Source organism: Devosia sp. Root413D1 (genome assembly GCF_001425235.1).
Classification (GTDB): Bacteria; Pseudomonadota; Alphaproteobacteria; order Rhizobiales; family Devosiaceae; genus Devosia_A.
Genome location: NZ_LMEA01000009.1, coordinates 306,646 through 328,021 on the forward strand (window position 1 = coordinate 306,646; position 21,376 = coordinate 328,021).

The following is a 21,376-nucleotide window of genomic DNA, read 5'->3' on the forward strand; positions in this document are numbered from 1 at the left end:
ATGGGAACGGGCAGGGCAAGTCTCCTTGTCTCTATCGTTGCGGTGATGGCTTGCCAGCCGTGGAAGCTTGGCTTTCGGGCGTGCATGGAACGCCCGCGTTTGGGAGGAGCGGGACTGTGTGTGAGTGCTGCGCCGCGCGCGCACACGTAACAGTTCGCACCGCGGACGTCGACCATTGCGACCGGGTGTGATAGCGGGAAGCACTCATGTCGCCTTGTCGATTAGCCCAAACAACACGGCGCGCGCTCTCGCTTCGTCGTGATCGTTCAGAGCTCGTCGGAGCTCGTCAAGCGCGCTTCCCAACTGATTGTCGGCGCAGGCGCTGTCGGGAGCCGTCAGGATACGCGGGTGCTCGGTGGGTGCTGCGCGCTCGGGATCGTAGAACAACTCCTCATAGAGCTTCTCGCCGGGCCTCCGTCCGACCTCGATGATGTCGATATCTCCAGGAGTTTCGGGTGTCGACAGCTTGAGGCCGGCAAGCCGCACCATAGTTTCAGCCAGGTCGCGGATGAGAATAGGCTCACCCATTTCGAGTAGAAACACGTCCCCGCCTTGCGATAAGGCACTAGCTTGCACGATAAGTTCGGCAGCTTCGTGGATGGACATGAAGTAGCGCGTCATCCGCCCGTCGGTCAGCGTGATAGCCCCGCCTTCAGCAATCTGCCGCTTGAACAACGGCACGACCGAGCCGTTGGATCCCAGCACGTTGCCGAAGCGTACGGCGGAGAATTTCTGGAGCGTTCCGCGCCGGCGAGCCGCCTCGGCATGTTGCTGCACTATGAGTTCGGCCCAGCGCTTGGTCGCTCCCATGACGTTGGTGGGACGCACGGCCTTGTCCGACGAAATCAGGACGAAGCTCCCGACGCCGGCCTCGAAGGCCTGTTCGGCGACCGTCAACGTGCCCAGAACGTTGTTGCGGATGCCTTCCAGCGCGTTGACCTCGAGCAGCGGCACGTGCTTGTGCGCCGCGGCGTGGTAAAGCACTTCCACACCGTGCTCTTCGATGGCGCGCCGGAGGAGTGCAGCATCTGTCACCGAACCTAGCACGGGCACGACCGCGCTATCCGGCTGCGCGGCGAGCAAGGTCTGCTCGATTGTGTAGAGTGCGAACTCGTTGGCTTCGAACAGCACAAGGCGCTTGGGTGCCCAGCGCATGATGATGCGGCAGAGTTCCGAACCGATAGAGCCCCCCGCTCCGGTTACCATGACCACCCTACCGGTGACCGCTCGCTCGAACAGGTCCGGCTCAGGCGGCACGGAGGAGCGGCCGAGAAGCTCGTCGATGTCGATTTCGCGAATCTGATTGACGACATAGCGACCAGCCGCGACATCGTTCAAGGGAGGCAACGTGCGCACCTTCACCCCATGTGCGCTAATCTGCTCGACCAAGGCCTGCCGCTGTTTAAGGCTGAGCGACGAATTCGACAGAATGATCTCGCCGATATGGAAGCGCGAGATAACGTCGTTGAGTTCCGACGGGTCATAGACCGGGGTGCCGCCGAGCACTCGACCACAAAGGTTCGGATCGTCATCGAGAAACGCCGCGACCGCTATGCCTGGTTCCTGCGCGAAAGCGGATTTGAGGTTCAGGGCGCCAGTTCCGGCGCCAAAGATTGCAACAACCTTTGCGGGCACCGTCACGGAGCGCCCCCCCAAAAGGGCCTTCACCATTAGTCGGCTGCTGCTGAGCAGGATAATGCCCAGCGCCCAATACAGGATCGGCACCGATCGCGGCACGAAGCCGTAGACCACCGCCTCGGTAACGAAGGAGAATACGATCCAGCAGATCGCGGCATAGGTCATGCCCTGCAGAATCACCCACAAAGCCCGCTCTGGAAGATAGCTCACGACGATCTTGTACAGGCCGAGCGCGTAGAAGATCGGGATGGCGATGACGGGCGCGCTAGCCAGCGCCGTAAATTGCGTCAGTGTAGTAGGCGGCGCCCACTCTCGCAGCCGTAGCGAATAGCTGGTCCACAGTGCCAGCACGAGCAGTGAGGAATCGAGAAGGACTAATATGACTCGCTTCTGTCGGGCCGAGAGCGTTCTCGAGACTGAGTTCGCCAGAAATACTAACCAATTCACAGCTTGCTCAGGAAATTGCAGACGGAGACGAGTGGGTCACGCACCAATGAGCGTCACCCGTGGCATTGCCGGCAAACCTATGGCTGATTCGCTCGAAGTTATGCGCCGGCAGATGTCGAGTGGAAGGGCAGCACCTCATGGTCCCCAGTAGCCGGATAAGTGTCGAGAACGGGTACTGCAAGGAGCGCAACTGTCCGCGTGATTGGTTGGCGTGTGGAGAAGAAGGATGAGTCGAGTGGCCTGGTACCCGATGGCCGTATCCAGACGAAGGCGCTTTCAGGCCACAACGCCAAGGAAGGTCTCAATGGACGTTCCCGAACCGCCGCTAGTCCCGGTGACCTCATACGGCGACACACGTTGCCTCTGGTCGACTGTACCTGTGTAGCAGGTCTTGCGGTGCAGGCAAGGCGCGCGCTTGGAGAGCGCCTGTGCACACGGACTGACTTTCGTCGAAACCGCTGGATCTCTCCGCTCGAGCCCCCGACAGTGGCCCTCGGCGGGGCGATGCCGAGTAAAGGCCCCCACGTCGAAAACGCCCTCCCTCAATCACCCCGCGGCATCGCAACGCTTTTCATTGCGTTGGCTGTCGTCGCGGCGATGCTCGACAGGTGGTCCCGCATGGCGAGCCTGGCCTGCTGCGGGTCGTGCGCGGTCACCGCGGTGACGATCCGTTCGTGCTCCCTGGCGCTGTTTTCCAGCACTCCTGGCGTCTCGGAGGCGATGCGTCTGAACTCGGTTCCGGCGTGGTAGAAGGATCGGGCGGTTCGTTCGAGGAACGGATTGCCGGCAAGCGCGAGCAGGGTCTGGTGGAACTCGAGGTCGAGCACCCGAAAGGCCACCGGGTCGGCGATCAGTCGGTAGCCTTCGCGGACCATGTGGTCGAGGTGGAGGATCGCCTCGTCGGTGGCCCGCAGCGCCCCCAGCGCCAGGAGTTCTCCCTCGACCGCCATGCGGGCTTCGTAGAGCGAATCGATGTTGCGCTCGTCGAGCGCGATGAGCATCTGCACTGGCGCCGCCAGCCGCTCCGGCTTCAGGTCGGTGACCGAACAGCGCCCGCCCTGCCGCGTCTCGACGACGCCGAGAATCTGGAGGCCGCGCAGCGCCTCGCGCACCACTGGCCGGCTGACTTGCAGCGCCGCGCCGATTTCCTGCTCGGTGGGCAGGGTGTCGCCTGCCTTGAGGCTGCCGGCATAGATCAGCTCGAGCAGGCGCTCGACCACCAGTTCCGCGGCAGGTTTGCGGGCGAGCGGCGCCCCCTTGCTCAGCGAGGCAACGGCGCTGTCGGTCATGGTGTCACCATCTGTAGCGGCAGGTTGAGGGCGATCGAGGCGGCCCGCAGGCCTTCGGCGTGGTGGCCGTAGCCCAGGACGCCATGATGGGTCGGGCCGGGGCGGCTCCATTCGTTGACGAAGCGGCGCAGCCCCTGCGGGAAGCGGACCCGGGCGTTGGTGTCGCCCAGCTGCAGCGTCGGGCCCGGGACGATCTCTCCCTCCGCCGCCACCAGCTGGAAATCCCCATCGGCCCCCTGCGTCATCGACAACAGGGTAACGGGGCCCGGGCCGGGAAAGAACTGCGTCAGGTAGCCCTTGCCGGATTTGCCGTGGAACACCTCGGACATGGCGAGGCGCGCCGGCTCGCGTGAGATCGCCGGATCGCCGGCGCCGCTATGGCCGATGATCACCACATCGTCGTCGAAATCCATCGAGTAGAGCTCGGCGAGGGTGGCGCTGCCGCCGAGGGTTTTGAGCAGCAGCATGGCCACGGCCACCTTGATGTCGGCCTCGACCGGGCAAGCGATGCCCGCCGCGTTCAATACCGACAAGGCAGGATTGAGCGCGGCCAGCAGCTCGGCGTGCCGGCCCTGCACCGGGCCGTCATAATGGCTGGAGATGGCGCAGAGATTGTGCCGCGCGACGAAGCGCTGCACGGCGGCCGTGACGGTGCCGGCTGCCGCGAACTCGGCCTCGGTCAGCGAACCCGAGGCCGGAAAGATCCGGCGCAGTTCGGCGACCCCGGCGGCCTGCTCGGCAGGCGTTACCGCGTCCATTTCAGCTACCAGCTCGTCCCAGTGCCGGTGGTCGACGAAGCTGCCCAGCTGCTTGAACAGGTGGGTCTCGTCGATGTTCAGGTCCATCATGCCGGCAAACGGCCGCCCCAGCAGGCCGATCGACTGGGTGCGCAAGCGGCGGCAGAGCGTCGCCAGCCTGCACCAGGTGGCGAGGCTGTCTGCCAGTTCCAGGTCATTGTCGAGGTGGCCGGTGAGCACGTCGAAGCGCTTGCCGAGGCGGATCAGCACATTGGTCATTTCCGGCAATGACGAGGGGGTCACCCCGCTCGCCAGCCAGTCGCCGATGCCGGTGACCCGGGCCATGTCGAGCTTGCGCTGCGGCTGGACGTTCAGCAGCACCACCGGCACATCCAGCGCCCGGATCGCCGGCAGCAAGGTTTCGGAATTCGCATAGGTGGCGAGCTGGACGAACACCAGGTCGACATCCTCACGCTGAAACGTGTCGCCGGCGATGCGTGCCGACGCGGCTTTGTCGACGAGGCCCGCCTCGACCAGTTGGCCATGCGGCGAGACCAGCGCGCAGAGGCGCCGGTGCGCGTCCAGCACCGCATCCTTCATCCCGGCGAACTGGCTCCAGTAGCTCCCCAGCCCAACCGCCATGGTGCCGATCCTCGGCCGCGGCGCTGCGTCGTCGGTCATCCGTCTCTCCCGTCGTTTCAGCCTTACAGCGCGCCCCAGCCCGGGGCAATCACTTGAATGCTTCGCAAGCTAGCAACAAAGCAACTTGACTTACAAGTTTCCATGTTGATGAATATGGCCAGGAGGACGGGCATGCTGCTTGAGGGGAAAGTCGTGGTGGTGACGGGCGGTTCGCGGGGCATTGGCGCCGCGATTGCCGCCCTGGCCGGCCGCCATGGCGCCAACGTCGCCATCAACTGCGCGCCGGGTGCAGACGAGGCGCGGGCTGCCGATCAGGTGGTGGCGCTGGTCGAGGCCGCCGGCCGCCGGGCCATCGTTGTCGAAGGCGATATCGCGCTGCCCGACACCTCGACCACGCTGATCGAGCGCACCGTGGCGGCCTTCGGCGGCGTCGACGTGCTGGCCAGCAATGCCGGCATCTGCCCGTTTCACAGCTTCCTCGACCTGCCGCCGGCGCTGCTCGAGCGCACCATGGCGGTTAACCTCCATGGCGCGTTCTACGTGGTGCAGGCGGCGGCGCGGCAGATGCGGGCGCAGGGCAGGGGCGGCGCGATTGTCGCGACCAGCTCGATCAGTGCGCTGGTCGGCGGCGCCACCCAGACGCACTACACCCCGACCAAGGCCGGGGTGCACTCGCTGATGCAATCCGCCGCGGTTGCCCTCGGAGCCTTCGGCGTGCGCTGCAATTCGGTGCTGCCGGGCGCCATCCTGACCGATCTCAACCGCGCCGATCTCGAAGCCGACGACAAGCGGGCGGCGTTCGAAAAACGCATCCCGCTCGGCCGCCTCGGCCGCCCCGACGACGTCGCCGAGTGCGTGGTGTTTCTCGCCTCCGACATGGCGCGCTACGTCACCGGCGCCGCGCTGCTGGTCGACGGCGGCATGTTCGTGAACCTGCAATGACCTTCTCGTCGGCGGCTCGCTGGCCGGCGCACAATCGAATGAGGACCAGACAATGACCGCGCCCAAGATCGTGGCGATTCGCACCTACCTGCTCGATGGCGCCGGCGGCGGTGATTATTTCCGTCAGGAGGGCGGTCACTGGCTGATCGACAGCGTCATCGCCAACCCGATGTCCGGCTATCCGGAATATCGCAAGACCCGCACCAGCTGGGGCATCGGCGTCATGGGCTCGATCGTCGTCGAGGTCGAAACCGCGGATGGCCAGGTCGGCCGCGGCACCGGCTTCGGCGGCCCGCCCGCCTGCTGGCTGATCAACCACCATTTCGGCCGCTTCCTCAGGGGCGCCGACCCGCGCGACATCAACCGCATCTGGGACCAGATGTTCCGCGCCTCGATGCCCTATGGCCGCAAGGGCATCGCGCTGGCGACGATCAGCGTCGTCGACCTGGCACTATGGGATTTGTTGGGGAAGCTCCGCGGCGAGCCGGTCTACAAGCTGATCGGCGGGCGCACCAAGGAGGCGGTGGAGCTCTACTGCACCGGCCCGCGGCCCGACGCCGCGCAGAAACTCGGCTTCTTCGGCGGCAAGGTGCCGATCCCCTACGGTCCGGCGAGCGGCCGGGAGGGCCTGCGCGCCAATATCGAGTTCCTGACCCGCCATCGCGCGGCCATCGGCCCGGATTTCCCGCTGATGGTCGATTGCTACATGGCGTTCGACGTGCCCTACGCGATCGAGATCGCCGAGGCCGCTGCGCATCTCAACATCCACTGGTGGGAAGAGGTCCTGCACCCCGACGATTTCGATGGTTTTGCACTGCTGAAGCGCGCCCACCCCAAGCTCCGCTGGACCACCGGCGAGCACGAGTACTCGCGCTACGGCTTCCGCAAGCTGATCGAGCAGCGCAATGTCGATATCCTGCAGCCCGACGTGATGTGGGTCGGCGGGCTCACCGAACTGCTGCGGATTTCGGCGCATGCGGCGGCTTACGACCTGCCGGTGGTGCCGCATGGCAGCGGACCCTACAGCTACCACTACGTGCTGTCGCAGACCAACGCGCCGTTCAGCGAATATGTCGCCAACAGCCCCGACGGCACCGCCGTGCTGCCCAGCTTCGGCGCGCTGTTCACCAATGAACCCGTGCCTGAGAACGGACGTGTCGACGTTACCGACACGCCGGGTTTCGGGCTCGAGCTGAACCCCTCGGCGAAACTGGTCGAGGCCGCCTGAAGCAGAACGGCCCGCCAAGCGGGCACATAAAGGGAGAGAGAAACGTGATTCAGAGACGCAATCTGCTGACCGCCGTCGCCGCCGGCCTCACCTTGCTGGCGCTCGCTCCGGCGATGGGACAGGACAAGCCCTTCGCCGGGGTCGAGCTGAAGGTCGCCATGATCGACGAGCCGCGCGAATGGGCGTTCCGCGACCGGCTGGCCGAGTTCGAGGCGTTGACCGGCATCAAGGTGACCATCGATACCTATGGCTTCGATGGCCTGTTCAACAAGATCCTCACCGCCTCGGCCGGCAAGACCGGCGAATACGACGTGGTGCAGATGCACGTGCCGGATATGGCTTTGTTCGACGAAAAGGGCTTCATGGTCGATCTCACCGACTGGGTGAAGCGCGACGCCGCCGAGATGGAACTGGACGATATCCACCCCTCCATCCAGGACTCCCACATGATGTACAAGGGGCGCTACTACGGCGTGCCGACCCATGTGGGCGGTATGAACTTCTACTACCGCAAGGATATCTTCGAGGCCGAGGGCTATGCCGTTCCCACCACCTGGGACGAGGTGCTGGCGATCGCCAAGGCGGTCGACGAGAAGCACGGGCCGGAGATGCGCGGCCTGGTGCTGATGGGCAAGGCCGACATCCAGGGCGCCTCGACGTTCCAGAACATCTGGGGCGCCTATGGCGGCAACTACTTCGACGACGCCGGCAAGCCGACGCTCAACACCGAAGCCGGCCTCGCCGCCATGAATATGCTGAAGGCGCTATCCGCACATGCCGTGGAGGGCTCGCCGTCCTACAGCTTCGACGAGGCGCAGACCGCGTTCAAGCAGGGCCAGGCCGCCATGACGCTATTCTGGGACTCGGGCGACAACTTCTTCGGCGATGCGGCCAATTCGCAGATCGTCGGCAAGTGGGCGATTGCGCCGATGCCGGGCGGCCGCGCCACCAATGGCGGCTGGTCGGTGCAGGTGTCGCGCGACTCGAAGAACCCGGAAGCGGCGTTCGCGTTCCTCAAGTGGATCGTCTCGCCTGACATGGAGCGGGCGCTGGTGCCGCTGACGCCGTCGATCCGCACCTCGATTCTCTCCGATCCGGCCAATGACAAGTACCCGGCCTATAAGGGCTTCCTCGCCCTGGTCGAAGGCCAGCCGTTCAACTTCCCCAAGGTCACGCCGAACCTGCAGATCCTCCAGGAACTGGCCGATGCGCAGAACGCCGTGATGACCGGCCAGGCCACACCGGAGGCGGCGCTGGCGCAGCTGCAGTCCGACGTCGAAGCCATCGCCGTCCGCTTCGGCATCTGGCAGCCTTGAGCCTCACTGCTCTCCGCCACCATCGAACCAGGGGCACCGGCCCCTGGTTCATCGCAGAAATGAGGCCGCATGCGCGCTAGTCTTTGGTCCCGGCTGTTCCCCTATCTGCTGCTCATGCCGGCAATGGCGATCCTTCTCGCCATGGTGGTCTATCCGCTGCTCTTCTCGCTCACGACCAGCTTCACCGACTACAACCTGATCATGCTCGACGGCGTGTGGGTGGGGTTCAAGAACTACCTGACGGCGTTCGGCGACCCGGCCTTCCGCGACAGCGCGCTCTTCACCTTCATCTTCGCCTTCACCTCCACCGGCACGCAGCTGGTGCTTGGTTTCGTCACGGCCCTGTGCCTTGCCCGGGTGGTCTATGCGCGCGGCCCGCTGACTATCCTCCTGATGTTCCCGATGATGGTAACGCCGGTGGTCGTCGGCATCCTGTGGCTGCTGATGTTCCAGCCGGACTACTCGGTGGTTAATGGCCTGCTTGCGAAGCTAGGGATCGCCGGGCCGATCTGGCTGCAGCATCCGTTGACGGCGCGGCTCGCGGTCATCGTCGCCGACGTCTGGCAGTGGACGCCGTTCTTCACCATCATCCTGTTGGCCGGCATCCTGAACCTGCCCAAGGAGGTCATGGAAGCCGGCGAGATCGACGGCGCAACGCCACTGCAGAGCCTCGCCAGGCTGGCCATCCCGATGCTGATGCCGCTCATCCTGATCACCACGCTGATCCGGCTGATCGACTCGTTCAAGACCTTCGACTCGATCTTCGTGATGACCAATGGCGGTCCCTCGGCCTCGACCGAGGTGGTCTCGCTCTACATCTACCGCAAGGGACTTCCCTATATGGAAATGGGCTACGCCTCGGCGCTGAGCTACCTGTTCGTCATCGTCCTGACGGTGATCGCCGCATTGCTGATCCGCCAACTCAGCCGCAAGGCGTGAGGCGGTGATGAGTGCATCCCCATCCACCCGCCCGCTGCATCCCGGCCAGCGCGTCGCCGTCGGCGGCATCCTTGTGCTGATGACGCTGTTCGCCGGCTTCCCGCTGCTCTGGGTGCTGCTGACCAGTCTGAAGCCGAACAACGCGATCCTCTCCAAGGACCCGATCTTTCTGTTCCAGCCGACGCTGGAGCACTGGGAGCGCGTGCTGTTCACCTCCGACTTCCTGAAGTTCTACCTGAACAGCCTGATCATTGCCGCCGCCACCGTCGCTATCGTCATGGTGGTGGCGACCCTCGCCGCCTACGCCCTGGCGCGCTACCCGATGCGGGCCAGTAAGGACATTTCGTTCTTCATCATCAGCCAGCGCATGATGCCGCCCGTCGCGGTGGTGCTGCCGATCTTCCTCATCGCTTCCAGCATCGGCATGCTCGACCGGCTCGAGACGCTGATCGCCATCAACGTGGCTTTCAACATCCCGCTCTCGATCTGGATGATCCGCGGCTTCATCGAGGGCACCTCGCGCGAGATCGAGGAAGCCGCCGTCATGGATGGTGCCAGCTGGCTCGGCGCATTCTGGCGGGTGACCGTGCCGCAGATCTGGCCCGGCCTGCTGAGCACGGCGCTGTTCGTCTACATCTACACCGTCAACGAGTTCCTCTTCGCCTCGATCCTCTCGGGTACCAATGCCCGGCCGGTTTCGGCCGCCGTTGCACTGTTCCTCCCCACCGGGGTGCGCGGCACCTTGTTCGGCGAAGCCGCGGTGGCGGCCATCCTCATCATGCTGCCCGGCATTATCTTCGCCGCGCTCATGCAACGTCATCTGGTCGCCGGGGTCTCCCTGGGCGCAGTCAAAGGCTAAGTCGTTCCATGTCGGCAATCTCCATCCGGTCCCTGCACAAGACCTACGGCAACGTCGAAGTGCTCAAAGGCATCGATCTCGATGTCGCCGACGGCGAGTTCGTGGTGTTTGTCGGGCGCTCGGGCTGCGGCAAGTCCACGCTGCTGCGCTGCATTGCCGGGCTGGAGACCATCTCCGACGGTTCCATCTCGATCGGCGGCGAGGAGGTAACCCGCAGGCCGCCCTCGAAGCGCGGCATCGCCATGGTGTTCCAGTCCTACGCGCTCTATCCGCATCTGACGGTCCGCGACAATCTCGGCTTCAGCCTCAACCTGGCGCGCCAGCCCAAGGCACAGATCGCCCAGCGCGTCGCCCGTGTCGCCGGGATCCTGAGGATCGAGGATCTGCTCGATCGGCGCCCGGCCCAGCTCTCCGGCGGGCAGCGCCAGCGCGTCGCCATCGGCCGCGCCATCGTGCGCGAACCCGAGGCGTTCCTGTTCGATGAACCGCTGAGCAACCTCGATGCGGACCTGCGCGTACAGATGCGCCACGAGCTGATGCAGCTGCACGAGGAACTCTCGGCCACCATGATCTACGTGACGCACGACCAAGTCGAGGCGATGACCATGGCCGACAAGATCGTCGTGCTCAACGCCGGCCGCATCGAGCAGGTGGGCACGCCGCTCGAGCTCTATTCGAGGCCGCGCAACCTGTTCGTCGCGACCTTCATCGGCTCGCCGCGCATGAACATCGTGACCGCGTCGGCAGCGCGCCAGGCCGGCCTTTCGGTCGGCGCTGCGGCCGAACGGATCGGCATCCGGCCCGAGCACATCGCCATTGGTCCCGCCGGCAGCGGCCAGTTCAACGGAACGGTCGGGCTGACCGAGCATCTGGGCGCCGACAGCTACTACTTCGTCGAGCTGGACGACGGCACCAGGGTGAATGTCCGCCGCTCGGACAACGTCATGCTCAGCCGCGGCGAGCGTGTGGGTCTTGCGCCAAATCCCGGCTACCTGCACCAGTTCGCCGCCGACGGCGCACGGCTGGACTAGCCATTCAATTGCCCAACCAAAACAGGAGGCATCTATGCAGCGACGTGAATTGACCCGGGTTTTTGTGCTCGGCGGAGCTGTCGTCGTGGGTCTGGCCTTCGCCGGCCCGGCGGCGGCCTGTTCGGACCTGCCCAATATCTGCGCGATGAATGCACAGCACCACCAGAGCATGGTGGATATCTCGGCGAGCTACGCCTATGGCGACTACTACGGCGAAGAAGAATATTACGGCGACGACTACTACGACAGCGGCTATTACAGCGGCGACATCGACTATTCGGCCTATGCCGAGGACCCCGGCCGCTCGCTGAGCAACGAGGCAGCGAGCTTTGCCAGCGCGGTGAGTGCACAACAGGCAGCGCTCGACGAAAAGCTGAAGGATCCGGGGTTCCGCAAGGCTTATGAGCGCTACAGCAATGGCGGCTGGGACTACTTCCAGGACAATGCCGGGGCGGCGCCGGGCGAGTACTGCGCTGCCTTCTACTGGAAGGGCGATGGCATGGTCCGGCTGTCGGGGCCGGGCGGGGATTATCAGGGCGCCCTGATCACATTCTGGGGCCCGAACATTCCGACGCCGTCGGAGGTAAAGACCATCAGCGTGACACTGGATCAGGCCGATGGCGCGCCGCAGAAGGTCAAGGCCTTCAACTACCATCTGGCCGGGGATGCCTGGGGCGCTATCGCGCTCGCCGTCCCCTCGATTGAAGCAGCACTGGAGGGGATGGAGGATCAGCAGAGCTTCAAGCTGCTGATCGGCAGCAAGACCGTCGCCGAGGTCGAGTGGCAGGGCGGCCTCAAGGCCAAGAGCAAACTGCAAAGCTGCCTCGGCTGATGCGCGGATTGCAGGCAGTGGCCGGCCTTGCTCTGGCAATCGGACTTGGCGCGGCGCTGGCGGTTCCGACAGTTGCGGCTGAAACAGCACACGACCAGAACGCCTTGCAGATGGCGGCGGACGCCTGCAGCAACCAGGAGTTTTCCTCGCTGCTGCAGGCCATGGCCATTTCGGACGCGGTGGTCGCCCGCCACAGCGCCCACAGCGTCTCCGTCATTGTCGACGGGGTCAAGACGCTCGTTCCGCGCGAGGGCTATCGCGACTTCCCGATCGGTATGCTCGACTACTACTGGATCTCCCGCGCCTCGATGCAGGCCTGGGAGGCCAATCCCGACACCGAACTGGTTCACCTGAAGCTGGAACGCAACCAGAGCCAGAGCAACCAATGGCGCATCGACTACGTGGCGGTCCGATACGATGGCAACTCGTCGGGCGGAGACGATCTCGGCGACGTCGGCGAGACCATCGGTACGCCCGGCTACTTGCTGTTCGAGCCGATAGCGGGGTGCTGGGAACTGGTCGAGCATGGAGCCGGCGCGCCGTGACCGGCTGACCCCGCGACGCCTGCGCCGTGGACGTCCAGGGGCGCTCCAGGACGTTCGCGTCAGGCGGCTTGTAGTTTGTCGCCCTGCTGGCGAGGCACTGCGGGCAAGTCCCGGCCCCAAATTTCCAGTGCATCCGTGACCGACCTCAGCTTGGCGCCCAGCGGCGTCAGCGAGTACTCCACCTTGGGCGGAACGACGGGATAGACGGTTCGGGTGACGATCCCCCCGGCCTCGAGCTCGCGAAGCTGTGCCGTCAGCATCTGCTGGGTGACATCCGGAATGGCGCGACGCAGCTCGCTGAACCGCTTGGTTCCCGGCATCAGGTGGAAGACGATATGGAGCTTCCACTTCCCTCCCAACGCGCTGACGGCCCGGGTCACTGGACACTCGGGACCGGGGCCACACGGGGGGTCGGCTCTCATCGTTGGTGTCTCCATAGTATGATTTTCAGGAGTATCTCAGAAAATTATGCGTTCTTGCGATCTTGGAAGCAAGACATACCTTCCGCGGCGCTCAACGCAAATGGAGTTTTGCCGTGAAGAACATCCTCGTCTTCGGCGCCACCGGTCCACAGGGGCGTCCCGTCGCCGAGAAACTTCTCGCCGAAGGATACAAGGTCCGTGCGCTGGTTCGCGATGCCGCCAAGGCGGAAGGCCTTGCCGCTTCCGGAGTCGATGTTGTCACCGGTGACCTGGCCGACCCTGCCAGTGTCTCCGCCGCGATGCGTGGACAGGACGGCGTGTTCCTGCTCGTGTCATTCGTCACTGGCCGCATCGAGCACGCTCGTACGGTCATCGATGCGGCGACGGAGCACGGCATACGCAAGATCGTATGGAACGCGACGGGCGCAATTGCACCGGAGCCCACTGGTAACCCGGCTATCGACATCAGGCGCGACATCCTCGCGGCCCTCGAAAGAAGCGGCATTCCATTCGTGGCGCTGCAGCCGACGGTCTACATGGAGAACTTCCTATTGCCGTTCATCACGGCGGAAGTCGCCGAAAAGCACACACTGGCGTATCCAATGCCGGAGGCGGTTCGCTGCCAGTGGATCAGCCAGCTCGATGCAGCTTCGTACACGGTCGCGGCATTCAGGCATCAAGGGGACGAGAACCTGATCCTCGAGATCAGTGGTCCCGAGCAGCTTTCCGGGCCCGAGATCGCACTACGCTTCAGCAGCGGACTGCAGCGCAGCATCGATTTCAGGCCCATGCCGCCCAAGGAGTTCGGCGCTTTGCTCGCTTTTGGCGCAAGCGCGGATCTGGTGGCGAGCTATTACGAGCAGGTGTTCGTCGACCCCTCAAAGATGACCACCAATGTCGATCACCAGCGGGTCGTCGACCTGCTCCCGATCACCCCAACCTCGGTGGAGGACTTTGCCCGGATGTATCGGAGCCAGTTCAGTCGGAGCTAACCCGGTCGGGTACGCCAACCCATTCGCAGCGGCAGAAACCGTAGTAAAGTGCCCGGCGTGAGCCGGTGCGCCGAGCGCGGGTTGCTGCCGTCGCGCCGCCGGTGCTGGGCGAAGCCGGGCGAATCGCGGAGGCGAGATGAAGACTGACGACTTGGCAGCGCTGTTCGATCGGGCGGCCGGCGATCTGGGAACCATTGACCAGCACCTCCAAGCTCTGGCGACGGAGCGCCGATTGCCCCGGCTGGCGCTCGCCATGTGCGCGGCCCGCTACGAGGAGGCGGCGCCAATCCTGCAAGGCCTGCTTGACCGGGCGGCCGCCGGGGCTGCCTTGTCCGAGGACGAGGAACACTTGTTGTTCCGTGGCCTGCATATTCAGGGCGGGGCAAAGGACAAACAGGTATTTCCGGCCTTGCTACGGCTGTTGCGGCGGCCCAAGGCCACGGTCGACCGGCTGCTTGGCTACGCCATCACCGAGACCCTGGCGAGGATCGTCGGTGGCGTCTTCGATGGCGATGCCGACGCCCTCTTCGCGTTGATCGCGGATCGAAAGGTCGACGAGTTCGTGCGGGACGCGGTGTTTGGCGCCGCCACCTTCCTGACCTGGGAAGGCAGCATATCCGCCGAACGGATGCATGGCTTCGTACAACGCTTCTACGACGAGCGGCTGGCCGGCAACCAGGACTACGCCTGGATCGGCTGGCTCGAAGCGATCGCCCTGCTCGGCCAGCGCGACCTGGTGCCGCTCGTCGATCGCGCCTGGGACGAAGGCCGGATCGACACCGAAGCCCTCAGGCGCCACCATTTCGATAGCGACCTGGCCGGAGCCGAAAACGCCCCTGGCGATGTGACACGGTTCCGGCGCGCTCGGCTGGGCCACATCGAGGATGTAGTGGAAGCGCTGGAGTGGACGGACCATTCGTATGAGGACGAGGCTGACACGGTCGCTGCTTGGGCAGACCTGCCCGCAGACCCGGTCACCAACCCGTGGCGTGGCGTCGGACGCAACGATCCGTGCCCATGCGGCAGCGGCAAGAAGGCGAAGCGCTGCCACCTCGCCTAGCGCCTCTGGTCATCGCCTGAACGACGCGAGCGATGGCGTCGTCCGCTTTGGGCGGGCAGATCGCACGGTCGGGTCTTCGACCTTCCCCACTCGACGGCCGGCGGCATTTCCGGCACTACCCGTCACGATACCGATAGCCGCTAAAGGGGTGCCGATGTCTCGTCCGATCTTTGCCGATCCGATCTTCGATGGTGCGGCCGATCCGGTGGTGATCAACCGGCGCGGCACCGACGAGTGGTGGATGTTCTACACCGTGCGCCGGGCGGCGCATGTCGGCCCGGGCGTCGAATGGGTGCATGGCAGCCCGATCGGCATCGCCGTGTCGAGCGATGGCGGCGCGAACTGGGACTATCGCGGCACCGTTGCGGGCCTCGACGACCCCTCAGATGCCGGGCTCAACACGCACTGGGCGCCCGAGGTGATCTGGGCGCTGGGCGAGTACCACATGTACCTCAGTTACATCACCGGCACGCCCGATCGCTGGGCCGGCTTCCCACGCCGCATCGTCCACTTCACCAGCCCCGACCTCGTCGCCTGGACCCGCCGCTCGGTGCTGCCACTGGCGTCGGAATTCGTGATCGACGCTGCGGTCGCGCTCTGTGCCGATGGGCTGTACCGGCTCTGGTACAAGGATGAGGGCAACGGCTCATGCACCGGGGTCGCCATCAGCACCGACCTCTACACCTGGACGCATGAGGGGATCGCCATTCCGGGTTCACGGCACGGCGGCAGGGGGCACGAGGGGCCAAATGTGTTCGAACTCGGTGGTCACTCCTGGATGATCGTCGACGAGTGGCGCGGGCAGGCCGTGTTCCGCTCCGACGATGCCAGGACCTGGGAGCGGCAGGGGCTGATCCTTGATGTGCCCGGCGATCACCCCGAGGATCGGCAGGTGGCGCGCCACGCCGACGTGGTGGTGCAGGATGGCTGGGCGGCGCTGGTCTATTTCACTCATCCCAATACCGGCACCGACCACACGCACGAGATGGATACGCCGAGCGCCCGCCGCAGCACCATCCACTGGGCCAGGCTGACGGTCGAGGACGGCGTGCTCCGTTGCGAGCGCAATGTCGGGGCGCTGCAGCTGCAGGCGCTGCGGGACTAGTGCCTTCGCCATCGAGATGCACAGTGCCCAGGCGCATAAGTCCGGATCGCGAAGCGGCAGCGCGATCGGTCGAAGCACAGCGTTTCGGCCCCACCATCGGTGTCATTCCCGCGTAGGCGGGAACCTAGTGGGATGCTGCGGCGCCCGCTGGCTCTGGGAGATCCCACGGGGTCCCCGCCTACGCGGGGATGACGCCGGTGGTCAAGGCTAGGGTTGAGCCTGGTCCGGGACGAATCCCTGCCTGTGCAGGGCAGGGATCGTCCCCGTGGCCTCGCGCCGCTACTTCAAACTGATAAACGCCAACCCGTTATTGGCGTTCATCGGCACGACCAGTTGCTCGGCGCCGGCGTCGTAGCACATCGAGGCGGCGCTCGGGATGTTCTCGGCGATCAGCGAAGCGGTGCCGTCGGGCGTCAGTTTGGTGATGCCGCCGTTCGTCACGCTGCTGATGTACTTGGTGCCATCGGGCAGGATGACGATGCCGTCATTGCCCGGTTGCGCCGCTTGCTCGGTCTTCAGCAGCTTGGCGTCGGCGGCCGCAAAGGTCAGCACCTCGTCATTGCCGATATTGACCACCACCACGTTCCCATCGGCATCGAAGGCGATGCCGTTGGGCTGGTTGAGCGGCGCGCCCGCTATCCACACCGAGGCCGCGCCATCCGGCGTCACCTTCCAGATCTGCCAGGTGTCGGGCTCCGGTGATTTGCCGCCAACGCCCGTATTGCTGGCATAGATGGTGCCGTCCGGCGCTACCTCGATATCGTTGATCCAGGGCGATCCCTCGATCCTGGCTTCACCCTCGGGCTCGCCGGTTTTCATGTCGAACTTGCGGATCACTGCGACGCTCGGCGTCGTCTTGGTCGGATCGGCCGGGTCTGCGGTGCCACCATCGCGGTCGGCGAGATAGAGCACGCCGCCCTCGATATCGCTGCCGAACGGCTCGTTGAGGAGCAGCGGCGGCATGAGGTCGGCGCGCTGCTGCGGGTTCTGCACGCCGATCCAGCGCGCCGTGTTGACCGAGCCGTCGTGGTTGATCAGCGCGACGAAGGCGTTGTTCTCCTGGATTGCCTGGTTGACGCCGCGCGCCGGCGCCACGATCAGGTCGCGCTCGGCATCATAGGAGCAGCTTTCGGTGGCGTAGATCGCGCCGAACACCTTCACGTTGCTCGACATCGGCGCAAAGCCGCCGTCAGCGGCGGGATTCACCGGCAGGCCCAGTGGGTTACCGACGAAGTACGGTCCTGGGGCTGGCCCCTGCGCCAGTGCGGGGCTCGCGGCGACCCCGGCGACGAGGATCAGGCTGGCGATCGAAACAGGCTTCATCGACTTTCTCCACTTCTTGTTGCAGGCAACCGACTGGAGGCTCGCCGTAATGTACAGGCGTTCCCCCGCATGGCTTCGTCGCTTGCCGGCGCGTGGATCAGTCCGTCCCGTCCGGCGCGTTGCTGGTCGACGCAAACGTCGCCGTGATGATCTCGAGCGTCTGCCGATAGTGCTTCATCAGCAGCTCGACCGCAGTCTTCGTATCGCCGGCCAGCGCCGCATCGGCGATCAGCCGGTGCTCGTCGGGACGGGCTTCGAAGGGCGCCGGGTTGGCGCTCTCGGTAATGAACCGGTACGAGTCCACCCGATCGCGGATCTCCTGGCAGTAGCGCAGCAGCAGCGACGAGCCGCAGGCGCTGATCAGCACCTGGTGGAACTGCTTGTGCCGTTCGTCCCAGGCGGGGTTGAGCTGCTGGCGCGCCGCGTCGGCATATCTGTCGGTTCGCGATAGCCAGTGCAGCGCCAGCACCAGGTTCTCCTCCCATTCGACCGTGCGGTTCGCGATGCTTTCCTCGAGCGCGCGTTCGTCGAGCCAGCACCGGGTCTTGATCAGTTCCTCCAGCACCTCTGTCGTGAACGCAGCCACGAAGAACCCTCGTCGTTCCTCGCGTTTGACCAGCCCTTCCGACACCAGACCGATCAGCGCTTCGCGGATCGGGATGTGCGATGTCTCGTAGCGGTCGGCGAGGTCCTCAATATTCACCTTGGTGCCCGGCCGAAGCTTGCCCGTGAGGATGTCGCCCCTCAGCGTGGCTCGGATCCGGGTGGCGGAAACGATCGCACTGTCTGGAACGCGATCGCCGGTCTTTGGCAGAGTTGACACTGTTAGGTCCCTTGCGAGAGGCTGCGGACCGTCCAATAACTCCAAAAACACGAAAAAATCAGAGGCAAAGCGCTGTCAGGAAAAGTTGCAGACTTTTCCGGTTCGAAAGCGCGGCAAATCAAGGACCCTTCCTACGGTGATGCGGTCGCCGCGGCGTCGCAGGGTAGAAACTCCCCCGCGGGCCCGGCGCCGTCTTTGAGCGCAACGGTCAGTTTGCTGCCATCGGCGCTCTCGGTGACCTCGAGCGTGCCGCGCACCACTTCGTCGTGGCCGCTCTCACAGGCAATCTTCACCTCAAAGGCCTTGTCGCCCGCTTCGGTTATGTTGGTGTAGGGGCAGACATTGCCTTCAAAGCGCACATCGTCGGCGCTGATCAGCACCTTGTCGCCGCTGCTGTCGGCCGCCCCGGCATGCGCCGCACAACCGGCCGGCGTGCCATAGCTGCCGGCGAGCGGCAGGCTGGCGGCCAGCACAGCGGTGGGAATTGCGACCAGAACGGCCGCAAGAGTCAGTCTGAGTTTCACTGCGTCACTCCTCTTGAGTGCAAAGGAGGCCAATCTAGCGGTCGTCTTCGCCCATCATGTCGCCGCCGACACGGGAGTCGAAGGCTTCCGCCACCACCAGCTTGCCGTCCTGAACGGCAAGCCCGAGCTGCGGCAGCTTCCGCACCGCCGGGCCGTGCGCTACCTCGCCGTTCTTGGTCGGGTCGAACCGAGAACCATGGCAGTCGCAGGCCAGGAGCTTGTTCTTCAGGGTATCGGTGAGCGGGCAGCCGGCATGCGTGCAGATGATGGTGTAGCCCAGTACGCCCTCGGCCGACTTGGCCGCGGTTTCCGCCGGCAGGGCTGCCGGGTCGTAGCGCAGCAGCAGCACGGTGTTCTCGTACTCGGCGTTGCGCACCACGCCGTCGGGCGACATCGCCACCGCTTCGAACGGCTTGCTGTCGAGCTTGATGCTGTCGGGCGTCAACGGCGTATTGCCGGCCGGCGAAACCAGGAAATCCCCGACCTGCGGCGGCATTGCATCAGGCGCCGCAGCGATCGCCGCGCCACCCAGCCCGGCAAAGGCGCCGGCCGCCGCGAGGCCACCGAGGACGCTCCGCCGGCTGATCCTGGTGCACGCGCACCCGCATTGAGTCTCGATCACCGGATCGGCCGCAGTGCCTTGTTTCATCAGCTAATTCTCCTCAAGTGCCGGCCTCGGCAGGCCGGCGGCGCGGCCGCCATCACCGCGCCCTCGTTCAGATCGAATATAGAAAATAGCCGTCAGTGCTTGTTCCTATATTCTGAATTGGGTTTTGTAGGTCGCGTACATTCTGGCGGCGAAACGTCGCATTGCGATAACGTCGCAGCGCCCACGATCCCCATCGGATCGGCGGCCGAGTTTTCGAAATAAAGGGATGAGGAAGATGGCACGCTTGCGCTTTGGCGCCGGCCTCCTGGCCTTGGCGGTGACGATGGCGTCATCGGCCTGGTCGGACGAGGTAACCAATGATCGGCTTCTGGCTGCCGACAAGGAATCCGGCAACTGGCTGATGGTTCACCGGACCTATGACGCCCACCGCTACAGCCCGCTGGACGGCATCAATAAGGACAATATCGGCAAGCTGTCGCTGGCCTTCGTCACCCAGTTCGACCAGGCATCGGCCGGCGGCCGCTATGCCAGCGCCCGCAACGAAGGCACCCCGCTGGTCGAGGACGGCTTCATGTACGTCCAGGCCGGCTGGAGCCGGGTCTACAAGGTCGACGTCCGCGACGGCCGCTTCGGCAAGATCGTCTGGAAGGTGGATCCCGAAGTCGACAAGCAGTGGATTTCCGACGCCACCTGCTGCGGCGCCGAGAACCGCGGCATCGCTTTGTGGAAGAACGACGTCATCGCCCTGACCCTCGATGGCCGGGTGATGTCGATCAACAAGGATACCGGCGAGCTCAACTGGGAAACCCAGCAGGCCGACAAGACCCGCGCCGAAAGCTTCACCGTCGCTCCGCTGGTCATCGGCGATGTGGCGCTCTATGGCCCGGCCGGTGGCGAATACGGCATCCGCGGCTGGATCGAGGCGATCGACCTCAATACCGGCAAGCCCAAGTGGCGCACCTACACCATTCCGGCGCCGGGCGAGCCCGGCAGCGAAACCTGGAAGCGTGAGGGCACCTGGGAAACCGGCGGTGGCTCGATCTGGGCCACCGGCAGCTACGACCCCGAACTCGGCCTGACCTATTGGGGCACCGGTAACCCGGCGCCGCAGATCGACGCCGAATATCGTCCGGGCGATAACCTCTATGCCTCGAGCCTCGTCGCGCTCGACACCGAAACCGGCGCCATCAAATGGCACTTCCAGTTCACACCCAACGATCCCTATGACTACGACGAAATCGGGGAAACCCAGCTCATCGACAACGGCGACCGCAACCTCGCCTTCCGCGCTGCCCGTAACGGCTTCGGCTACTCGTTCGATCGCTCGAACGGCGAGCTGCAGCACGCCACGCAGTATGTCGACGACCTGAACTGGACCACCGGCATCGACCAGAAGACCGGCCTGCCGCTGAGCTACGACCCGAAGGCCGACCTGCAGAAATATGTCGCCGGCACGGTTGGATCGCGTGACGACCTGCCGGGCATCTATTGTCCGACCCTGGGCGGCGGCAAGAACTGGCAGCCGGCCTCCTATAGCGCCAAGACCAAGCTGGTCTACCTCACTTCCAACGAAGGCTGTTCGGCCTATGTGCCGACCGAGGCGCCGAACCCGACCATCACCGGCGGTGAGTACGACGTCGTCGCGGCGCAGAAGGAATGGAACGGTCGCCTGCCCGCTCCTGAGGGCACCGAACTGCCGGCCGAACAGAGTGGTTCGGTGGTGGCGATCGACCCGGTCACCGGCAAGATTGCTGCCAAGATCCCGCTGCTGGCCCGTGGCAACGGCATGCTGGCGACCGCCGGCGGCCTGGTGTTCGGTTCCGATCGTGCCGGCTGGATCTACGCCTATGACGACGAGACGCTGAAGGAACTCTGGAAGTTCAACGTCGGCACCTCGCTTGGCTCCCCGCCGATGGCCTATGCCGTCGACGGCAAGGAGTACATCGCGGTCCTCGCCGGTGCGGCGCCCTCCACGGCGCAGATCAATGCCGACCCGTCGCTGAAGTACTTCGTGCCGACCGACGCCATGTACGTCTTCGCCGTGAACTGATCTCTCCTGTGGCACGGCGGCG

General features: G+C 64.9%; 20 protein-coding genes. 12 read left to right on the forward strand and 8 right to left on the reverse strand.

The window, feature by feature from the left end; genetic code table 11:
* Positions 1–204: 204 nt before the first annotated feature.
* From ASC89_RS13495 to ASC89_RS13505, 3 genes are all read right to left on the reverse strand, one after another.
* Positions 205–1,989 carry a nucleoside-diphosphate sugar epimerase/dehydratase gene (locus ASC89_RS13495; RefSeq protein WP_244488462.1) on the reverse strand — a complete coding sequence of 595 codons (1,785 nt, stop codon included), beginning with the start codon at positions 1,987–1,989 and terminating at the stop codon, positions 205–207.
* A 638-nt stretch (positions 1,990–2,627) separates the two neighbouring features.
* Positions 2,628–3,374 carry a FadR/GntR family transcriptional regulator gene (locus tag ASC89_RS13500; protein WP_055998597.1) on the reverse strand — a complete coding sequence of 249 codons (747 nt, stop codon included), beginning with the start codon at positions 3,372–3,374 and terminating at the stop codon, positions 2,628–2,630.
* Positions 3,371–4,792 (reverse strand): hypothetical protein, encoded by a 1,422-nt coding sequence (locus tag ASC89_RS13505; protein ID WP_055876313.1) that lies wholly within the window; start codon positions 4,790–4,792, stop codon positions 3,371–3,373. The genes ASC89_RS13500 and ASC89_RS13505 overlap by 4 nt, the downstream gene beginning before the upstream one ends.
* 132 nt (positions 4,793–4,924) lie before the next feature.
* On the opposite strand from ASC89_RS13505, the gene ASC89_RS13510 reads away from it, so the two are divergent.
* The 8 genes from ASC89_RS13510 to ASC89_RS13545 all read left to right on the forward strand — a co-directional run bounded on the left by ASC89_RS13510 (position 4,925) and on the right by ASC89_RS13545 (position 12,445).
* Positions 4,925–5,695 carry an SDR family NAD(P)-dependent oxidoreductase gene (locus tag ASC89_RS13510; protein WP_055998599.1) on the forward strand — a complete coding sequence of 257 codons (771 nt, stop codon included), beginning with the start codon at positions 4,925–4,927 and terminating at the stop codon, positions 5,693–5,695.
* A 52-nt stretch (positions 5,696–5,747) separates the two neighbouring features.
* Positions 5,748–6,923, forward strand: a complete 1,176-nt coding sequence (gene rhmD, locus ASC89_RS13515; protein WP_055998602.1) for an L-rhamnonate dehydratase — start codon at positions 5,748–5,750, stop codon at positions 6,921–6,923.
* A 44-nt stretch (positions 6,924–6,967) separates the two neighbouring features.
* Positions 6,968–8,239, forward strand: coding sequence for an ABC transporter substrate-binding protein (locus tag ASC89_RS13520; protein WP_055998604.1), 1,272 nt, complete (start codon positions 6,968–6,970; stop codon positions 8,237–8,239).
* A 69-nt stretch (positions 8,240–8,308) separates the two neighbouring features.
* Positions 8,309–9,178, forward strand: coding sequence for a carbohydrate ABC transporter permease (locus tag ASC89_RS13525; protein WP_055998609.1), 870 nt, complete (start codon positions 8,309–8,311; stop codon positions 9,176–9,178).
* A gap of 7 nt (positions 9,179–9,185) precedes the next feature.
* Entirely contained in the window at positions 9,186–10,037 is an 852-nt protein-coding gene (locus ASC89_RS13530; protein WP_055876330.1) for a carbohydrate ABC transporter permease, read from the forward strand.
* 8 nt (positions 10,038–10,045) lie between these two features.
* Positions 10,046–11,068, forward strand: a complete 1,023-nt coding sequence (locus ASC89_RS13535) for an ABC transporter ATP-binding protein (protein ID WP_055998611.1) — start codon at positions 10,046–10,048, stop codon at positions 11,066–11,068.
* A 34-nt stretch (positions 11,069–11,102) separates the two neighbouring features.
* Positions 11,103–11,900, forward strand: a complete 798-nt coding sequence (locus ASC89_RS28145) for a hypothetical protein (RefSeq protein WP_082533363.1) — start codon at positions 11,103–11,105, stop codon at positions 11,898–11,900.
* Positions 11,901–11,917: 17 nt separating this feature from the next.
* Complete coding sequence (locus tag ASC89_RS13545; protein ID WP_156384618.1) at positions 11,918–12,445, forward strand: hypothetical protein; 528 nt, start codon at positions 11,918–11,920, stop codon at positions 12,443–12,445.
* Between the two features lie 59 nt (positions 12,446–12,504).
* On the opposite strand, the gene ASC89_RS13550 is transcribed toward ASC89_RS13545, so the two are convergent.
* Positions 12,505–12,867, reverse strand: coding sequence for a helix-turn-helix domain-containing protein (locus ASC89_RS13550; RefSeq protein WP_055998615.1), 363 nt, complete (start codon positions 12,865–12,867; stop codon positions 12,505–12,507).
* A 113-nt stretch (positions 12,868–12,980) separates the two neighbouring features.
* Between ASC89_RS13550 and ASC89_RS13555 the strand changes: the two genes are divergently transcribed.
* From ASC89_RS13555 to ASC89_RS13565, 3 genes are all read left to right on the forward strand, one after another.
* Positions 12,981–13,859, forward strand: coding sequence for an SDR family oxidoreductase (locus ASC89_RS13555; RefSeq protein ID WP_055998617.1), 879 nt, complete (start codon positions 12,981–12,983; stop codon positions 13,857–13,859).
* Between the two features lie 136 nt (positions 13,860–13,995).
* Entirely contained in the window at positions 13,996–14,919 is a 924-nt protein-coding gene (locus tag ASC89_RS13560; protein ID WP_055998619.1) for a DUF1186 domain-containing protein, read from the forward strand.
* A gap of 154 nt (positions 14,920–15,073) precedes the next feature.
* Positions 15,074–16,024, forward strand: a complete 951-nt coding sequence (locus ASC89_RS13565) for a hypothetical protein (protein WP_055998621.1) — start codon at positions 15,074–15,076, stop codon at positions 16,022–16,024.
* Between the two features lie 279 nt (positions 16,025–16,303).
* Here the strand turns inward: ASC89_RS13565 and ASC89_RS13570 are convergent, their stop codons facing one another.
* From ASC89_RS13570 to ASC89_RS13585, 4 genes are all read right to left on the reverse strand, one after another.
* The gene (locus tag ASC89_RS13570) at positions 16,304–17,347 is read right to left on the reverse strand and encodes an SMP-30/gluconolactonase/LRE family protein (RefSeq protein ID WP_055998623.1); all 1,044 of its coding nucleotides are present in this window, start codon (positions 17,345–17,347) and stop codon (positions 16,304–16,306) included.
* 97 nt (positions 17,348–17,444) lie between these two features.
* Entirely contained in the window at positions 17,445–18,170 is a 726-nt protein-coding gene (locus tag ASC89_RS13575; protein WP_055998627.1) for a GntR family transcriptional regulator, read from the reverse strand.
* 131 nt (positions 18,171–18,301) lie between these two features.
* On the reverse strand, positions 18,302–18,694 hold the full coding sequence (locus ASC89_RS13580) for a hypothetical protein (protein WP_055998629.1): 393 nt from the start codon (positions 18,692–18,694) through the stop codon (positions 18,302–18,304).
* Positions 18,695–18,728: 34 nt separating this feature from the next.
* On the reverse strand, positions 18,729–19,343 hold the full coding sequence (locus ASC89_RS13585) for a ubiquinol-cytochrome c reductase iron-sulfur subunit (RefSeq protein ID WP_055876354.1): 615 nt from the start codon (positions 19,341–19,343) through the stop codon (positions 18,729–18,731).
* A gap of 235 nt (positions 19,344–19,578) precedes the next feature.
* Here ASC89_RS13585 and ASC89_RS13590 point away from each other — a divergent pair, with 235 nt between their 5' ends.
* Complete coding sequence (locus tag ASC89_RS13590) at positions 19,579–21,354, forward strand: PQQ-binding-like beta-propeller repeat protein (protein ID WP_055876357.1); 1,776 nt, start codon at positions 19,579–19,581, stop codon at positions 21,352–21,354.
* The last annotated feature ends 22 nt before the right edge of the window (positions 21,355–21,376 follow it).

Bases quoted from the DNA above. Each gene is read 5' to 3' on its own strand.
- ASC89_RS13565 (WP_055998621.1), top strand. From the start codon at position 15,074: ATGTCTCGTCCGATCTTTGCCGATCCGATCTTCGATGGTGCGGCCGAT.
- ASC89_RS13550 (WP_055998615.1), bottom strand. From the start codon at position 12,867: ATGAGAGCCGACCCCCCGTGTGGCCCCGGTCCCGAGTGTCCAGTGACC.
- rhmD (WP_055998602.1), top strand. From the start codon at position 5,748: ATGACCGCGCCCAAGATCGTGGCGATTCGCACCTACCTGCTCGATGGC.
- ASC89_RS13560 (WP_055998619.1), top strand. From the start codon at position 13,996: ATGAAGACTGACGACTTGGCAGCGCTGTTCGATCGGGCGGCCGGCGAT.
- ASC89_RS13535 (WP_055998611.1), top strand. From the start codon at position 10,046: ATGTCGGCAATCTCCATCCGGTCCCTGCACAAGACCTACGGCAACGTC.
- ASC89_RS13525 (WP_055998609.1), top strand. From the start codon at position 8,309: ATGCGCGCTAGTCTTTGGTCCCGGCTGTTCCCCTATCTGCTGCTCATG.
- ASC89_RS13590 (WP_055876357.1), top strand. From the start codon at position 19,579: ATGGCACGCTTGCGCTTTGGCGCCGGCCTCCTGGCCTTGGCGGTGACG.
- ASC89_RS13505 (WP_055876313.1), bottom strand. From the start codon at position 4,792: ATGACCGACGACGCAGCGCCGCGGCCGAGGATCGGCACCATGGCGGTT.
- ASC89_RS13510 (WP_055998599.1), top strand. From the start codon at position 4,925: ATGCTGCTTGAGGGGAAAGTCGTGGTGGTGACGGGCGGTTCGCGGGGC.
- ASC89_RS13500 (WP_055998597.1), bottom strand. From the start codon at position 3,374: ATGACCGACAGCGCCGTTGCCTCGCTGAGCAAGGGGGCGCCGCTCGCC.
- ASC89_RS13585 (WP_055876354.1), bottom strand. From the start codon at position 19,343: ATGAAACAAGGCACTGCGGCCGATCCGGTGATCGAGACTCAATGCGGG.
- ASC89_RS13530 (WP_055876330.1), top strand. From the start codon at position 9,186: ATGAGTGCATCCCCATCCACCCGCCCGCTGCATCCCGGCCAGCGCGTC.
- ASC89_RS28145 (WP_082533363.1), top strand. From the start codon at position 11,103: ATGCAGCGACGTGAATTGACCCGGGTTTTTGTGCTCGGCGGAGCTGTC.
- ASC89_RS13570 (WP_055998623.1), bottom strand. From the start codon at position 17,347: ATGAAGCCTGTTTCGATCGCCAGCCTGATCCTCGTCGCCGGGGTCGCC.